17 protein-coding genes, 1 tRNA gene and 1 pseudogene are annotated in these 16,601 nt (G+C 39.7%); 10 read left to right on the forward strand and 9 right to left on the reverse strand.

The window, feature by feature from the left end; all coding sequences use genetic code 11:
* Position 1: 1 nt before the first annotated feature.
* On the forward strand, positions 2-475 hold the full coding sequence (locus tag SG0102_RS04560) for a flavin reductase family protein (protein WP_125118865.1): 474 nt from the start codon (positions 2-4) through the stop codon (positions 473-475).
* Complete coding sequence (locus SG0102_RS04565) at positions 475-1,506, forward strand: threonine aldolase family protein (protein ID WP_125118866.1); 1,032 nt, start codon at positions 475-477, stop codon at positions 1,504-1,506. Before SG0102_RS04560 ends, SG0102_RS04565 begins: the two co-directional genes overlap by 1 nt.
* 7 nt (positions 1,507-1,513) lie before the next feature.
* Here the strand turns inward: SG0102_RS04565 and SG0102_RS04570 are convergent, their stop codons facing one another.
* The 7 genes and pseudogenes from SG0102_RS04570 to SG0102_RS04600 all read right to left on the reverse strand — a co-directional run bounded on the left by SG0102_RS04570 (position 1,514) and on the right by SG0102_RS04600 (position 5,663).
* Positions 1,514-2,152 (reverse strand): ABC transporter ATP-binding protein, encoded by a 639-nt coding sequence (locus SG0102_RS04570; RefSeq protein ID WP_125118867.1) that lies wholly within the window; start codon positions 2,150-2,152, stop codon positions 1,514-1,516.
* Complete coding sequence (locus tag SG0102_RS04575) at positions 2,149-2,730, reverse strand: hypothetical protein (RefSeq protein ID WP_125118868.1); 582 nt, start codon at positions 2,728-2,730, stop codon at positions 2,149-2,151. The genes SG0102_RS04570 and SG0102_RS04575 overlap by 4 nt, the downstream gene beginning before the upstream one ends.
* A gap of 11 nt (positions 2,731-2,741) precedes the next feature.
* On the reverse strand, positions 2,742-3,356 hold the full coding sequence (locus SG0102_RS04580; RefSeq protein ID WP_125118869.1) for a hypothetical protein: 615 nt from the start codon (positions 3,354-3,356) through the stop codon (positions 2,742-2,744).
* A 5-nt stretch (positions 3,357-3,361) separates the two neighbouring features.
* On the reverse strand, positions 3,362-4,144 hold the full coding sequence (locus SG0102_RS04585) for a hypothetical protein (RefSeq protein ID WP_125118870.1): 783 nt from the start codon (positions 4,142-4,144) through the stop codon (positions 3,362-3,364).
* Positions 4,145-4,195: 51 nt separating this feature from the next.
* Positions 4,196-4,438, reverse strand: a pseudogene (locus tag SG0102_RS15930) (DUF2712 domain-containing protein); the annotation flags it as partial.
* Positions 4,439-4,731: 293 nt separating this feature from the next.
* The gene (locus SG0102_RS04595) at positions 4,732-5,220 is read right to left on the reverse strand and encodes a helix-turn-helix domain-containing protein (protein WP_157982975.1); all 489 of its coding nucleotides are present in this window, start codon (positions 5,218-5,220) and stop codon (positions 4,732-4,734) included.
* Positions 5,221-5,282: 62 nt separating this feature from the next.
* A complete protein-coding gene (locus SG0102_RS04600) occupies positions 5,283-5,663 on the reverse strand; it encodes a helix-turn-helix domain-containing protein (RefSeq protein ID WP_157982976.1) in 381 nt (126 codons plus the stop codon).
* A 184-nt stretch (positions 5,664-5,847) separates the two neighbouring features.
* On the opposite strand from SG0102_RS04600, the gene SG0102_RS04605 reads away from it, so the two are divergent.
* The 4 genes from SG0102_RS04605 (at position 5,848) to SG0102_RS04620 (ending at position 10,294) form a co-directional block, all read left to right on the forward strand.
* Positions 5,848-6,405, forward strand: coding sequence for a TetR/AcrR family transcriptional regulator (locus tag SG0102_RS04605; protein ID WP_125118873.1), 558 nt, complete (start codon positions 5,848-5,850; stop codon positions 6,403-6,405).
* Between the two features lie 123 nt (positions 6,406-6,528).
* Positions 6,529-7,563, forward strand: coding sequence for a 3-deoxy-7-phosphoheptulonate synthase (locus SG0102_RS04610; protein ID WP_125118874.1), 1,035 nt, complete (start codon positions 6,529-6,531; stop codon positions 7,561-7,563).
* 255 nt (positions 7,564-7,818) lie between these two features.
* A complete protein-coding gene (locus tag SG0102_RS04615) occupies positions 7,819-9,807 on the forward strand; it encodes a sodium-translocating pyrophosphatase (RefSeq protein ID WP_125118875.1) in 1,989 nt (662 codons plus the stop codon).
* Between the two features lie 31 nt (positions 9,808-9,838).
* Positions 9,839-10,294 (forward strand): cyclophilin-like fold protein, encoded by a 456-nt coding sequence (locus SG0102_RS04620; RefSeq protein WP_125118876.1) that lies wholly within the window; start codon positions 9,839-9,841, stop codon positions 10,292-10,294.
* 12 nt (positions 10,295-10,306) lie between these two features.
* Here SG0102_RS04620 and SG0102_RS04625 read toward each other — a convergent pair whose 3' ends face one another.
* Positions 10,307-10,768 carry a GyrI-like domain-containing protein gene (locus SG0102_RS04625; protein ID WP_125118877.1) on the reverse strand — a complete coding sequence of 154 codons (462 nt, stop codon included), beginning with the start codon at positions 10,766-10,768 and terminating at the stop codon, positions 10,307-10,309.
* Between the two features lie 107 nt (positions 10,769-10,875).
* Here SG0102_RS04625 and SG0102_RS04630 point away from each other — a divergent pair, with 107 nt between their 5' ends.
* Both SG0102_RS04630 and SG0102_RS04635 read left to right on the forward strand, forming a co-directional pair.
* On the forward strand, positions 10,876-11,532 hold the full coding sequence (locus tag SG0102_RS04630; protein WP_125118878.1) for a DarT1-associated NADAR antitoxin family protein: 657 nt from the start codon (positions 10,876-10,878) through the stop codon (positions 11,530-11,532).
* An 11-nt stretch (positions 11,533-11,543) separates the two neighbouring features.
* Positions 11,544-11,726, forward strand: a complete 183-nt coding sequence (locus SG0102_RS04635; protein ID WP_125118879.1) for a hypothetical protein — start codon at positions 11,544-11,546, stop codon at positions 11,724-11,726.
* A 41-nt stretch (positions 11,727-11,767) separates the two neighbouring features.
* Here SG0102_RS04635 and SG0102_RS04640 read toward each other — a convergent pair.
* Positions 11,768-11,858 (reverse strand) — tRNA-Ser (locus SG0102_RS04640).
* Positions 11,859-12,179: 321 nt separating this feature from the next.
* On the opposite strand from SG0102_RS04640, the gene SG0102_RS04645 reads away from it, so the two are divergent.
* Positions 12,180-14,000, forward strand: a complete 1,821-nt coding sequence (locus SG0102_RS04645; RefSeq protein ID WP_125118880.1) for an IS1634 family transposase — start codon at positions 12,180-12,182, stop codon at positions 13,998-14,000.
* A gap of 184 nt (positions 14,001-14,184) precedes the next feature.
* Positions 14,185-16,539 carry a cation-translocating P-type ATPase gene (locus SG0102_RS04650; RefSeq protein WP_125118881.1) on the forward strand — a complete coding sequence of 785 codons (2,355 nt, stop codon included), beginning with the start codon at positions 14,185-14,187 and terminating at the stop codon, positions 16,537-16,539.
* Positions 16,540-16,601 lie beyond the last annotated feature (62 nt).

A 16,601-nucleotide genomic window follows, 5' to 3' on the forward strand; every position in this document is an offset into this window, starting at 1 on the left:
TATGGAACTGAATGTAGATGTATTTCATAACTTTTTTCCTGGCAATGCATTAGTCACTGCCGGAAACTTAGAAGACTATAACACGATGACAATTGGCTGGGGAGCATTAGGCAGTATCTGGGGGAAGGATGCAGTCACGATTTATGTTCGTGATAGCCGTTATACCCTGGAATATTTAAGAAAGTGCGATTATTTTACAATCGATTTCTTTGAGGGGGAGCATAAAAAGGACTTAGCGATCTTAGGCAGCAAGTCGGGTCGTGATGGGGATAAAGTCGCATTGACATCCCTAACCCCAGAAGCATGTGATCATGGCGTGCGCTTTAAAGAAGCCAAGTATACCCTGATCTGCAAGAAACTGTATGAACAGAAAATGGATTTGAGCGCCATGCCAAAAGAAATTCAGAATTCTTCTTATAAAGATGGCGATATACATAATATGTTCATTGGGGAAGTTGTAGGTCTTGTGAAATAATGTATTACTTTATTAATGATTATAGTGAAGGAGCGCATCCCAAACTTTTAGAAGCGTTAGTGAAAAGCAATGAGGAACATTTAACGGGTTATGGCAGTGATCCTTACTGCGCCAGCGCGAAAGAAAAGATCAAAGCATTCACGAAAGTGGATAGTGATGATATTTACTTTATCTCAGGTGGTACGCAGACCAATATGATCGTCATTTCAACGATGCTAGCGCCTTATGAAGCTGTAGTGGCAGCGACGACGGGTCATGTGAATTTCCATGAAGCAGGGGCGATTGAGCACGCTGGCCGTAAGGTCTTAACGATTCCTTCTCATGATGGAAAGATTGATGCGGGTGAATTAAAAGACTATTTAGCGACGTTCTACGCTGATGAAAACCATGAACATATGGCTTTCCCAGGGATGGTGTATGTTTCTCATCCAACGGAATATGGAACCTTATATTCTAAAGCTGAACTGACCGCTATTTCCGATGTTTGTCATGAATATGACTTGCCCTTATTCTTGGATGGCGCCCGTTTAGGCTACGCGTTAGCAGCAAAACATGACTTAGAGATTGAAGAGATCGGCGCGTTAACGGATGTTTTCTATCTTGGCGGCACGAAAGTGGGCGCTTTATGCGGGGAAGCAGTTGTTTTTACGCATAATAATGCGCCTAAACATTTCTTAACACAGATCAAACAAAATGGCGCTTTATTAGCGAAAGGGCGTTTAATGGGTGTGCAGTTTGATGCGCTCTTTACTGATGATCTGTATTTAAAGATCTCGCAAAATGCCATTGCCTGTGCGATGGCTTTAAAGAAAGGCTTAATAGAGCGTGGTTATCATCTTTATATCGATTCACCAACCAATCAGCAGTTCATTGTCGTGGCTAACGAAGAACTTAAAAAGATGCAAGAATACGTCGCTTACGGGTTCTGGGAAAAGTATGATGATACGCATACCGTGATTCGTTTAGCAACGTCCTGGGCTACGCAAATGCGTGATGTCGAAGGTCTATTAGCAATGATGGAAAGACATTGAGAAAAACTCAATGCCTTTTTTCAATTGTGCCCTTTTTAATTGGTAAGATCCTATCACAAATACTTTCTAAAAAGTCCCGATCATGTGAGGCAATGATCAGTGTTCGTCCTTCTTCTTTAAAACTTTCAAAAAGCATCATAATGCGTTGTACGCTTTCTTCATCTAAAGCATTGGTTGGTTCATCGAGTAATAAAAGTTCCTGGTGTTCAAAGAAGCTTTGCGCTAAGCACAGTTTCTGCTTCATTCCTAGTGAGTAGCGAAAGACGCGCTTTTTACTTTGCGGATCTAAACCAACTGCGTTTAAAGCCTCGATAATATCTTCTTCACTGGCAATCTTTTGGATTTTCGCAATACCTTCTAAGTTTTCTTTGGCACTTAAATAGGACAGCATGTTCATATGTTCGATGAGAATACCGGTATGGGGCGCAAAATCAACATCTTTGGTAATGATCTGATCATTGATTTTAACAAAGCCTTCCGTTGGCATAATAAGGCCGGCAATGGCTCTTAAGAGCATTGTTTTCCCGCTGCCGTTGCGGCCATATAAACCATAGATTTTTCCTTTCTCTAAAGAGATCGTAAGATGATTTAAGATTGTTTCCTGGCGGATCACCTTGGTATAGTTTTCAATTTCGAGATAGCTCATAAGTACTCCTTTCTTTTGATCAAATAACTGTTTATAGCTAGTAAGCATAAACAAACGGGGATCAGCAACAATGGATGGGGATAACGAGTAAAGAGGCTTTCTGGGATGAATAAGTCCGTTAATAATGGCTGCTTCATGTATTGCATATAATCACTCATCATAGGACTGCTTACCACATAAGTCATAATGAGTAATAAAGGATCATGAAGTAATAATGCAAGAGAGGATTGCATCAGTAATAAGCAGATCAAAAGGACAGTGAAAAGAAGACTTTGATAAACTCTTAGATGTTTGAAGACAATACGATTCATCATCAGAAAGCTGATGCTGCATAGGAAAGCGTCTATAAAGATTCCTAAGAGATGTTTGTGAATGATCTTCTTTTTAGAGACATAACGAATAATTTGATAATCCTTTTCTTCCTTAAAAAGAGAGAAAAATAAGGGAATAGCATAAAGGGGTACAACCTTTAAGTAAAAGATCAGGCCTATATCGTAGGGCAAATCAATACTTGTCTTACCTGTTTTAAGAAAGAATGTACATAAGATATATAAATAGGGCAAATAACATAGTAACATGAGAAGATGACTCATATGACATCACGTCCCTGTAAACATTTTTGTCTGATGATGGATAAGAAAATGAGTAAAGCGAGGAAAAGACAATCCTTTTGCATGAGTAAAAGATAGGGGATTGTTTTGTTTTCAAAGATCATAATACCCATGAAAGACATCATCGGAAATGTCAAAAGCATCGATAACACACACGTAATGGCAACGCTAAGCAAGTGTTGATGGGTGATGAGTATGATGATATCCAAAAGTATCATAAAAAGTAAATAAACAGGAATCAGATAACAGCCTTCCATTAGTGATGGCCAAATTACCAAACGACCGTAGCGGATCATCACGCAAAGATTCGTTGTTATATAAAACATACTGAGAAAACAAAGCACATGCAGGCATTCATGTAAAGTTATTTTCTGTAACAGTTTCTTTTTAGAGAAACGAATCAGATAGGCATCCTGAAAACGTAAATAAAGGAAACTATGTCCCACGATCACGAAGGGGATGTATTCTTTAAAATGTAATTCATAAGCATTAGGCGTTGAATAAGAGAGAACCATATTCGCTAGTGCATTGTGATGGGTAAGATAACTATGCATGATGGTCAGACTTATAAGCACGTAGTAGATAATCAGCATTTTCATCACCGCCTTACTTTATTGACAATGACGCTGATGATAATAACAATCAGTAAAGGAATCATATATAACACTAAATTGTGTAATCGCATGGCGAAAGTAACCTCGGTATAAGGCTGATATAAATCTGGTAAATATGATAATTGGCTATACCAAAAGTAAAAACTGACAATCCAGACAATCAGACGGAAAGGAATGAGGGTACTTAACGCCGTGATCGCTGTGGCATAGCAGGCTGATAATAAACCAAACAGGATGATGAATGTGATATACGATATATAGGGTTTTCGATTTGACAATAAAAGTGGTAAATTATCTTTATACATATTACTTGCGTATTGACCATGGCGAAATACGACTAAGCAGACAAGATAATTAATAGTCGCTAAGATGATGAATGTGATCGTAATATAAAGAAACTGAGCGAGCAGTTTTGCATAGTAAATTTTGTGAGAGGAACGCATCTTTGTCATGTCATCCATATGGGAAGCATGTTCTGCGCAGTGATCTCCCGCGCCGAGCAATAATAAGTAGATAGGCATCAGCCAAATAATGATCGTTTGGGGAATATGACCGTGTGATAATCCGGACAAAAAAGCTGCATCGGGCGGGATATAAGTCCATTTGTAGACAAGGGACATTGGTGTTCCAGGATAAATATTGGCTGGATTAATATAGGAATCCTTAAAAACAAGGTACACATCCCAAAGCATAATGGTCAGCATAAAGAGTAAGACGATCAGATTTCTTTTACGATGTAATCTTTTATAAAGTTCATAGGCAAACATAAAATTACTCCTTTTATATTATTTATGCAGAAGCAACATACGTATACAATATTATTTTGTAGCAGCTTGCCAATGACCACTGACAAGATAGACATTTTCGTTATATTTATTATTTTCAGCAGTTAACATAACGTGCTGCTGATTTGCAAAGCCATAGGCAGCTGGTGTCTGCGAGGTACCTTGCTTGACATCGGTAGAAGGTGCGACATGAGTGCCGTCGGTCTTTTCGAGCCAAAAACTTGTAATGGTGCCTTTTCCTTCTCCGGATGATTCTAAGGAAATATACCAAGGGACATCAAGTTTGTCTTTTGGGACATCTCTAAATACGGTGTAGTCTGTTGATGTGTTTTGTTTTCTGCTTGGATTCTATAATGATAATATTATACCGGGCTTGCATGAGCGCAAACGGTGGAAAATGGAATGAATCCCAAAAGCAGAAAAATTCCTAATAATTTCATTTTCATAAAATAACCTCCAAAAATCAAAATGATGTTGCTTCTGTACTTATAATCAAGCACAAAGCAGGGATTTTGAACAGGACACAAGCTGAGAATCGAAAAAAATAGCGCCTTTTTTATGAAAAAATCCTAGCGTGAAAGCGCTAGGATCAAAGTGGTGACTAAAAGGATGAGGAAGAGGGAGGAGTGGTGGGCGATCAGCCATTGACCACTTGCAGTGTGATGTAAATAATAGCGTACCTGCGTAATATACAAAGGTGATCCTAATAGTAAGAGTGGAATGATTAATGGAATGGCAGTGCTTTGGTAAAAGAGATTACCTAAGGAGCTATGAAGTGTCAAGCTTAGTAATAATGCCAAACTTGTCAACAAAGACAACAGCTGATGATAAGCCTGATCGCTCATTGGCGTTTGGGTCTTTTTGATGAGGTCATCAAGACTGACATGGAAATAGCGTGATAATTCTAACATCACTGTATAATCTGGCATGGTTTTGCCGTTTTCCCAGCGGGAAATGGATTTGCTGGTGGTGTTAAGAATTTCCGCTAACTGTTCCTGAGTCAAATGATGACTATGTCTTAATGTTTTTAAGTTTTCACTAAATTGAATGTCATTCATGTGGTCACCTTCTTTCTTATATTGTAGCATGGAAGAAAGAGATTTCAGAAAAAAGCGTATATTTACGATGAAATTATTAATTGATGACTTTGACGATACTGTGTTGGCGTACAATGATAAGTATGTTTAAACAAGCGAGAGAAATAGAGCGCATCTTCATAACCGACAGACAAGGCGATGACTTTAATCGGCTGAGTCGTTTCAGTTAATAAGCTGCAGGAGCGCTTTAAGCGATAAGTAATGAGAAAGTCTTTTGGTAACATGCCAGTTCGTTCTTTAAATAAGCGATACAGATAAGTGCGTTCAATATGCAAAGCATTAGCGATACTGGAAATGTTTATGGGTTGACTGTAATTGGCCTCAATATAGCGAATTGCTAAATCAGTATAGCTCTTCTGCTTTTCCTGGAGATCGATTTGCTGGCGGGGGAATTTTGTGACCAAAAGATAAAGGTAGCGATCAAGAATGCTGGTGATGAGCAGATCATTATGGGTTAATTACGGATCATCATGAAAATGGTGATTTTACTTCTCAGCTTTTTGTTTTAAAAGCCTTATAAAAGAAAAATACTTTGAGCCTCCCTGGCATAAATGATAAAATATTCTTATAAAGGGGAGGCTTTATCTTATGGATTTGAAAGAGAAAATCATTCAAGCAGCTTTAGTAGTCTATAAACAAAAAGGGTTGAAGTTCACGATGGATGACATCGCCAAAGACATGTCAGTTTCGAAAAAGACAATTTATCAGGTCATTGATGACAAGAATGCCTTGGTTAATGATTTAGTGGATTACTGCTTTGCGAGTATTAAAGAGAAGGAAGAAGAAGTTACAAATGATCTCAGTCATACGACGCTTGAAAGAATTGAGATGATTTTAGCGGCGATGCCGGAAAGCTTTTTACAAATGGATATGACTGGTCTTTATGTCTTACAGGATAAGTATCCTTCAGCTTATCGAAAAGTGCAGTATTATTTGGAATCAGGCTGGGAGATGACCTTTGATTTATTGCGACAGGGCATTGATGAAGGGGTTATTCGAGATATTAACTTAAACTTATTTCAGATTATTTATACCTCCACGCTAGAGAACTTTTTTAAACGGGATGTCTTAGTGGAAGCACATCTCGATTATATGGATGCTCTGAATCAAATGGTTGATATTTTGATGAAAGGTATCGAAAAATAGTATAAAGTGTAAATAATATTTGTGAAAAATAAAAAAATACATAATTTTTATAAAAAGTGCTCGCTATTTATGATCGTTTCAAGTAAGATGTAGATACTATCGAATATAGGGGGAATAATCATTATGGATATGCAGATGGAATTTATCCGCAAATTACCAACACCACAGGAAATTAAGAATCAGTATCCTGTGACATTAGAAATGAAAAAGCTGAAACAGGCTCGCGATGAAGAGATCCGCGATATCTTTGCCGGCCGTTCAGATAAATTTTTACTTATTATCGGACCTTGTTCAGCTGATAACGAGGACGCTGTTTTAGATTATATGCACCGCTTAAGAAAAGTTCAGGATCAGGTGGCTGATAAAATCTTTATCATTCCACGTGTCTATACAAATAAGCCAAGAACGATCGGAAAAGGCTATAAAGGCATGTTACATCAGCCAGATCCCCTCGGTGAAGAAGATATGTTAGCGGGGATCATCGCGATTCGTCATATGCACAAACGCGTGGTCGAAGAAACTGGCTTTACCTGCGCTGAAGAAATGTTATACCCACAGAACCATCGTTACCTCTCTGATTTATTATCTTACGTAGCCGTTGGGGCCCGTTCAGTGGAAAACCAGGAACATCGTTTAGTCGCTTCTGGCGCTGGTATTCCGGTTGGTATGAAAAACCCAACAGGCGGCGATTTGACCGTTATGATGAACTCGATTACCGCTGCTCAGGCTTCACAGAAATTCATCTACCGTGGCTGGGAAGTTAAGACGCCAGGTAATGATTTCGCCCATGCAATCTTACGTGGTTACGTTGATGAAAACGGGAAGGCTTACCCAAACTACCATTATGAAACATTAGAAAAAGTGTACAACTTATATCAGGAAAGAAACTTAGAACATCCTGCTGTCATCGTTGATACCAACCACTCTAACTCTGGTAAACGTTACGAAGAACAGATCCGTATCGCTAAGGATGTGCTGCATTCAAGAAACTGCAATGACAATATCAAAAACTTAGTCAAAGGGTTAATGATTGAATCTTACCTGGTTGATGGCTGTCAGAAACCAGAAGATGGGGTTTATGGAAAATCTATTACTGATCCTTGCTTAGGCTGGGAGAAAACCGAAAAATTAATCTTAGAATTAGCAGAAATGCTTTAAGAGGCTGACTTTTATGTCAGTCTTTTTTTGTGCAAAAAGGGGTATTTTGTCTAAAAAAGAAAAGTCAAGAGAAAGAGAATACTTGTATAAAATTTCCAAAAGCATCGTAAATAAGGCATAAAATTCTATTTTCTCTATTTCTTATATCACAAATATTTTTTGGAGAAATTGTGCAAATGTTCACTTTGTGAAAGAGCTGATTATAATAAAAAGTAGTTAAAGGAATTTATGATGTTTGAAAGGAAGTGTTGTCTTATGTCTCATCAGAATCTTATGTATCTCGTTCCTATTGTCGCAATCATAGCGCTCCTCTTTGCTTTTTATCTCACGCACATCGTGATCAAAGAGGACGAAGGAACCGAGAAAATGAAAGAAATAGCTTCCGCTATTTCGGAAGGTGCTCATGCCTTTTTGTGGAGTGAGTATCGTGTGCTCATTATCTTTGTCATTATTCTATTCTTCTGTATCGGTATTGGCGTTGGTAACTTCGTTACCTCGATCTGCTTTGTAGCGGGCGCTTTGCTTTCCACCCTAGCCGGCTACTTTGGTATGAACGTTGCCACCAAAGCCAATGTTCGCACCGCTAATGCAGCTCGTCAGTACGCTTCTAATAAAGCATTGGATATCGCTTTTTCTGGGGGCAGTGTCATGGGATTATGTGTCGCTGGTTTTGGGATCCTTGGTGTCTCTATTATTTATCTGATTACCAAAGATGTCGATGTCTTATCGGGCTTTAGTTTGGGGGCCTCTTCGATCGCTTTATTCGCTCGTGTCGGCGGCGGGATTTATACCAAAGCTGCGGATGTTGGGGCGGACTTAGTCGGTAAAGTTGAAGCTGGCATTCCGGAAGATGATCCCCGTAACCCAGCGGTCATCGCCGATAACGTTGGCGATAACGTCGGTGATGTTGCCGGGATGGGCGCTGATTTATTTGAATCCTATGTTGGCGCATTGATTTCCGCTATTACTTTAGGTGTAGCCTTCCTCGATGCCAAGGGCGCTCTGTATCCATTATTAGTGGCCTCGATCGGTTTATTAGCTGCCATTATCGCGACCTTCTTTGTCCGTAAATCAAAAAATACCAATCCCGCGAGTTCTTTAAAAATTGGGACTTATGCGGCGAGTACGATTGTCTTTATCGGTGGTCTGTTATTAAGCGTCGCGATCTTTGGTGACGCCAAATACGGTATGTGCGTCGTGGCTGGTTTGATTGTCGGCGTGCTTATTGGGATGATTACAGAAATCTATACCTCTGCCGATTATGCCCCGGTTAAAGAAATTGCGAAACAGTCTGAAACCGGCGCCGGAACGACTGTGATCAGTGGCTTATCGGTCGGTATGAAATCGACAGTTTTACCAATTATGCTTATTTGTATTGCGATCTTTGCGTCTTACTATTTTGGTGATCTTTACGGCATCGCCTTAGCAGCCGTCGGAATGTTATCGACAACTGCTATCACTGTTGGCGTTGATGCTTATGGGCCAATCGCTGATAATGCCGGCGGCATTGCGGAAATGTCAGGCTTAGATGAAGGCGTTCGTGATATTACCGATTCCTTAGATGCTGTCGGGAATACGACAGCAGCCATGGGCAAAGGCTTTGCGATCGGTTCCGCAGCTTTAACGGCATTAGCTTTATTCGTTTCTTATGCTCAGGCTGTTAACCTTAAAAATATTGATATTTTAAACTATAAGGTTATTATTGGCTTACTTATTGGGGCAATGCTGCCATTCTTATTCTCCGCTAATACCATGGCTTCCGTTTCCAAAGCCGCTTTCAAGATGATTGAAGAAGTCCGTCGTCAGTTCAAAGAAATGCCAGGTATCTTACAGGGCGAAACCAGACCGGATTATAAGACCTGCGTGGCTATTTCGACTAATGCAGCCTTACATGAAATGATCGTGCCAGGGTTAGTGGCTGTCTTAGCACCGATTGTCATGGGCGTTTTATTAGGAACCGCTGCTCTTGGCGGTATGCTAGCCGGGGCTTTAGTCACTGGCGTCATGATGGCGATCTTTATGAGTAATGCCGGCGGCGCTTGGGATAATGCGAAGAAGTATATTGAAAATGGTCATTTAGGCGGCAAAGGATCGGCTTGTCATAAAGCGGCGGTCGTTGGTGATACTGTTGGTGATCCATTCAAAGATACCTCTGGTCCATCTTTAAATATCCTCATCAAATTAATGACCATTGTCTCATTAGTCTTCGCACCATTATTCTTAGCCATTGGCGGTTTACTGTAATGGTGCTATACTCTTGGCGAGGAGGACATCTATGAAAAAGTTATTAACCGTCTTATTAGTCTTAGGATTATGGGGCTGCTCATCTAAAAAGGATACCGGCTCTGATACCAATAATCAGGAAAATGTCAAAGTCGAAGAAAAGCAGCAGGCTAAAACTATGACCTTAAGCGTGAATAAGCAAAAGTATAAAGTGACCTTGTTAAGCAATAAGTCAGCCAATTCATTATTGTCAATTGCCCCAATTGAACTCAACTGCGCGAAAGATCGTCATGGTTATTACTGTGAATTAGATAATGCACTGAATGTGGCTGACAAAACAGCGGGCGCTATGAAAAAGGGTGATCTCTATGTCAAAGGAGGGCATACCCTCTATATTGCGACCAAGGCTGAAACCTTAAACACTAAAATCACACGTTTAGGGACAATTGATGAAAAAGGTGTTGATGCGCTGGCGAAAAGTGATGGTGTCGGGACTATTAATAAGTAAAAAAAGATCGGCTTAATCCGATCTTTTTTCAATAGGCAGCCAAAATTCACTATAATAATCTGGGCTTTTTCGATCACCGGCGCTTAAGTAATCGATCGAAGCGTCAAAGCGAATGGAGAATTCGGGATGACTTGGTAAAAAGTCATTATATACTTCATAAGCAAGCTGCTGGAGGGCGTAGGGATAAGCGCCATAGCAGGGAAACTGAAGCCATAAGCCATCGGGGAATGTATAAGATGAGCACCCGGCAATATCTTTCTTTCCTTCACTAGCGAGATAGAAATGGATGGTATTAAAATCCTGTTCATCATTGATGGTCACTGCGAGGTCGCCGATAGGAAGCTTATTTTCATTAATGTGTGTGGTCATAGTATTCATATAAGCGGGGATCTTTAAAAAGGCATCCGCGGCGGTAAAGTCCTGGGTGAAGCCTGTGATCGTAAATTGCGACCGCTCTACTATTTTATAGTCCATAAAAAAACTCCTTTCGCGCTCATTGTATCAAAAGTTTTTAGAAAGGCGAACTTTTTTCAGGAAAATCACACTTTTTGATTATAATGAAGATAGAGAGGAGTGAACATATGTTAAAAAAGTCATTCGCCTTCGTGGCTCAGCCCCATGCCCATTTTCGCGTGAAAATGCTGGAAGCACACTACGATTCTTTTGGTGATAAAACCGCTGAAGATACCCACTTAACCAATCATATTTTACGCAAGAAATTACGTGCTCTCGATGCTTCCTTTGTGCCATTAGATATTGCTAGTAAGACGGATTATGAGGATGGCCGTCAGCTCAGTGAGCTGGGCTTAAAGATTCTCAATGGCAAAACGGAAATCAATCTCAAAGCGGCACTAAAAAACAGTATTGTTTACCAAGGCCGCAAACATTATCAGGATTTTGTTGAAGAAGTGATGATCGATGGTGTCAAAAAGAAACGCCGCACCAAACTCACCAAACCGATTTACTTTGAATGGGATGGATATAAGTTTATCTTAGCCCAGGAACAGAGTTTAGTCGATTATTTAGTCATCTGCTCACTGAAAGAGCATCCGGAGTTACTAGAAAACTTGCAGGAAAAGGGCTATAATGTGTTCTCAGATCGCCGCTTCAGTCCCAAGAAGTCTTCTCATTCCTTAGCCAATTCATTAGCTTTAGTGGTGGCTTTGATCAAAGAAGATCTTTTTGAAGAGTATGCCAATAATGTGACATTATTAATAGAAGCGCGCGCATATCATTAAAGGGGGAGCTTATGCGCTATAAGATTATTCGTATTTTAGAGCCGGATTTTGGCTGTGAAGGACGGCCTGATGGTTACGAGCAGGTTGATGATGTCATTGTCGAAGACGAAAAGGGACATCAGAAAACATTACAGTTTAAAGATCAGGAACTGTATGATCGTCATCTTGATGAAGGAGATTATATCGACATTTAAAAAAACGGAAAAGAATTTCTTTTCCGTTTGTTTTTGCAATATGGCGCGGATTGAGGGATTTGAACCCTCGCACCGGTTACCCGGTCTACTCCCTTAGCAGGGGAGCCTCTTCAGCCACTTGAGTAAATCCGCATCGACTGCTCGTTTATAGTATCATACCCACTTCCTTATTGCAACAGGAAAATGAAAAAAATCGCGATGCGAAATTCATGAAGATGTCATTTCAGTTTGGTAGAGTCTCAAGAAAGTGTTACTATTAAGGTATGTGAGGTGGTTAGATGATCGGTTTAACAAGTGAAGAAGCGAAAAAGAGACAAGCCGGGTATTTTACAGTTGGACAACCTCATATTTTAAATTATACGCTTTAAAAAAGCGTTTTTTTGTCAACTTTTTCAATTTTTAATATCGTAATGTTCCATAATGTATGTTATAATGGTTTGGGAGGGGTTACATATGGCTAAACGTTTAAAATCAACCAAATCTAAAAACTCTGAATCATTCTATGTTATCGATGACTTCTATGATCCTAACACTAAAAAGAAATCTACCTTCGTAGCTGAAAAACTGGGCAATATCAGGACTCTTATGGAAAAGTATCATACCGATTCCCGGGATGAAGTAATGAGACAGCTTCAGCTCTATGTTGATGGACTAAGACAAAAAGACAGTGAGGACAAGGCAGACGTCAAACTAATCCTCAGTCAGGCTGATTTAATAGAAAAGGACAAGGAAAATCTCTTTAACATCGGATACATGTACATAAGAAACATATTATGCTCATTGGGCATTAAGGATATCTGCAAGGAGATATCAGACCAGTACAATTTTCAATACAATTTAGCGAGCATTATTAACGATCTTGTATCTGCTAGGGTTATTTATCCTTCATCAAAGCTGTCTACGTACAAATCAACTTGTAAATTTCTCGACTTGTCCGATTATGAGCTGGCAGATGTTTACCGTTCCCTCAAGGTTCTTTCTGAGCAAAGGTATTTCATTGAAAAAACGCTTTATAAAAACAGTTCACAGCTTTTCAAAAAGAACACAGCGGTTCTCTACTATGACTGCACAAATTTCTATTTTGAGATTGAAGAAGAGGATGACTACAGAAAATACGGAAAAAGCAAGGAAAACAGACCAAATCCTATTGTGCAGTATGGTCTATTTATGGATGCAGATGGTCTCCCTTTAGCTGATTATGTCTTTCAGGGCAATATGAATGAGCAAAAATCCATGAGAGAGTTAGAGGCTATAGTTGAAAGAGACTTTGCAGTTTCAAAGTTTGTTGTCTGTGCTGATGCCGGACTCAACGGCTGGGAAAATAAGGTATATAATGACATGAAGAAAAATGGTGCCTATATTGTCACCCAGCCAATCAAGAAAATGTCAAAAGTAATGAAGGAATGGGCAATATCACCAGAAGGATGGAAGCTTGAGGGATATCCTGGAACTTTTAATCTTAATGATCTGGCTGATAGAGAAACTATAGAAATTGAAGGCGTAAAGAAGAAGATAAAAGATCTTGTTTTCTTCAAAAACAAATGGGAAAAAAGAACCAAAAAATCCGAATCATCAGGCGGTAAATACACTCTTGAAGAAAACTATATAGTTACTTATTCAAGAAAATTTGCCAATTACCAAAAACATATCAGAGATAAGAAACTAGAAAGAGCGAGAAAGCTTCTTGATAACCCAGGAAAACTTACAAAAACCAACCAACGCGACCCACGCTATTATATTTCTAAAACATCTTTCACGAAGAACGGTGAAGTAGCTAGTGATGCAATTTATACAATTGATGAAAATAAGATTGCAGAAGAAGAAAAATACGATGGCTTTTATGCTGTAACTACCGATCTTGAAGACAGTGATCTCTCATTAATTATTAGTGCAAACAAACAGCGCTGGGAGATTGAAGAAAACTTTGAAATAATGAAAAGCGAACTAAAAACAAGACCAATGTATGTCTCAAAAGAACATTCAATCAACGGTCACCTGTTAATATGCTTCATTGCCCTGCTGGTTTATCGTTTGCTTGAAAAAAAGTATATGAATGAAAAATATACGTGTGCAGAATTATTTGATACACTTCGCAATCTTAACCTAACCTATATAAACGGAACAAACTATATTCCATCCTTTAAAAGGACAGAAATCGTGGATGACCTAGCTGAAGTTTTTGGATTTCAGCCCTCACGAAAAATAATTACTCAAAAATATTTAAAAAAATATCAAAGGGTTGTAAATTCAAAAAAAAGTACGAAACTGATTTGAATAAAGAAAAGGCAAAATATATTGATGTATTCAATGTATTTTGCCTTTATTAGCTTATCAGATGTAAAATATGAGATTGCAACAGGAAAATGAAAAAAATCGCGATGCGAAATTCATGAAGATGTCATTTCAGTTTGGTAGAGTCTCAAGAAAGTGTTACTATTAAGGTATGTGAGGTGGTTAGATGATCGGTTTAACAAGTGAAGAAGCGAAAAAGAGACAAGCGGCAGGACAAGGCAATGTCAGTCATGAACAGACATCAAAAACGATTGGTGAAATCGTGCGAGAAAATGTCTTTACCTACTTTAACTTTATCTTCTTCGTGTTAGCGATTTTAATTATTTTAGCACGGGCCTGGAACTCCTTGAGTTTCCTGGTGGTCATCATTATCAATACGCTCATTGGCATTGCCCAGGAAGTGTATGCAAAAAAAGTGTTGGATAACCTAAATATTTTAAATGCCCCCACCGCGATGGTCTATCGTGATGGCAGTTTAAAACAGCTAGCTGTTTCAGAGCTGGTATTAGGGGATGTCATCGCTCTTAAAGGCGGCGATCAGATTCCTGCAGATGCGCGAGTTATTAATGGCAGTGTCAACGTCAATGAAGCCCTTTTAACTGGGGAAGCTGATGAAATTGAGAAAACTGTCGATAGTGCATTGATGTCGGGCTCATTTATTGTCAACGGGGAATGCGAAGCGGAATTAACCCATGTTGGCGATGATTCCTATATTTCGCAGTTAACCGCGAAAGCGAAAAAAGTGAATAATAAAGAATCGGATATGGTCAAAGCCATTGATCGGATTGTCAAATTTGCTGGGGTCGCCATTATTCCAATTGGTCTCATGTTATTTGGTCAAAGTTATCTCTTTGCCCACAAGCCGTTTTCCGAAAGTGTCGTATCTAGTGTCGCAGCGGTCATTGGGATGATTCCAGAAGGCCTTTATTTATTAGTATCTGTGCGTTTGGCTTTATCAGCGGTGATGTTAGCACGTCAGCAGGTGATGTTACACAATATGAAGTCGATTGAAGCGTTAGCCCGCGTGGATACATTATGCGTCGATAAGACCGGCACGATTACTGATCATTCCATGTTGGTGGCAGATTTTATGAAAGCTACGGATATGAATGCATCGCTGGAAAGCGAAAACAGAGACATTCTTCAGTCTTATGTGAAAACACTGCCGGATGATAATGCGACAATGCAGGCCATTCGCAGCTATATTGGGGAAAGTGATACGTATACATCACAGGACTATATGTCCTTTTCTTCCAAATATAAATACAGTGCGGTGACCTTTGGGCATGTCACTTATATGATGGGGGCGCCGGAAATTGTCTTAGCGATGAATTATGAAACGTATCGTGAACAAATTGAAAGCTATGCCTCTAAAGGCTTGCGTGTGCTCGTCTTTGCATCTAAGGAAGGCGGTTTGCCAGCGGGGTCTTTAAGCAATGAATATGTGGAACCGATCTTCTATATTATGTTATCGAATCCCTTACGTAAAAATGCGAAAGAAACCTTTAGCTACTTTGAGAAACAAGGCGTCGATGTGAAAGTAATTTCCGGGGATAATCCTGTGACCGTTTCAGAAGTGGCGAAACAAGCCGGTATTTTGCATGCTGAAAATCATATCAATGCCCAAACCTTAGGTGATGAAAAAGCAATTGCGGAAGCGGTACAGAAGTATACGGTCTTTGGCCGTGTCACGCCAGAACAAAAACAAATGATTGTTCGCGCTTTGAAAAAGCAGGGGCATACTGTGGCGATGACAGGCGATGGGGTCAATGATATTTTAGCGATGAAAGATGCCGACTGTTCCATCGGTATGGCCGCCGGCTCGGATGCGGCGGTTCAGGCAGCTCAGTTAGTTTTACTTGATTCGGACTTTTCCCACATGCCGGCGATTGTCTCGCAGGGACGTAATGTCGTGAACAATATTGAACGTTCGGCAACGTTATTCTTAGTGAAGAATATCTTTTCACTTATTTTGGCAATCTTTACGATTGTCAATTTCCTGACCTATCCATTATCACCAGCGCAGATCTCGCTGATCAGCTTCTTTACCATTGGCTGCCCGGCTTTTCTCTTAGCGTTAGAGCCAAGCGAAGAGCGCATTACTGGTCATTTTATTCGCCGCGTCTTATTTAAGTCGCTGCCGGCGGCGATTACTGATTTTGCGATTGTCGGATCACTTGTTGTCTTTGGTGAAACCTTTGGTGTTGCCACCAAAGATATTTCCGTTGCATCAGCATTTCTGATGTCGATTGTTGGCTTTTTAATCTTAATCTCGATTTCTAAACCATTGAATCTTTTCAAGAGTTTAGTTATTGGCGGCAATATTATAGGTATCTTAGCAGCGGTTTACTTTGGTCATCGACTCTTTGATATCACCCGTGTCTCGCAAAAATGTATCATGCTCTTTGTCGTTTTTGCGATTGCCTCAGAACCGGTCTTACGCTATCTGACAATAGCCTTTGAGGCCGTGGCGAATGCCAAAGAGTGGTTAGTACGTAAGTTTACACGAAAAAAATCTTAGAAATTTCGCATTTCTTATTGACGTTAGCCGTGATCTATTGTATCATTATTCACGCAGTCGAT

Origin of the sequence: Intestinibaculum porci (genome assembly GCF_003925875.1) — a bacterium.
In the GTDB taxonomy this organism is placed as follows: Bacteria; Bacillota_I; Bacilli_A; order Erysipelotrichales; family Coprobacillaceae; genus Intestinibaculum; species Intestinibaculum porci.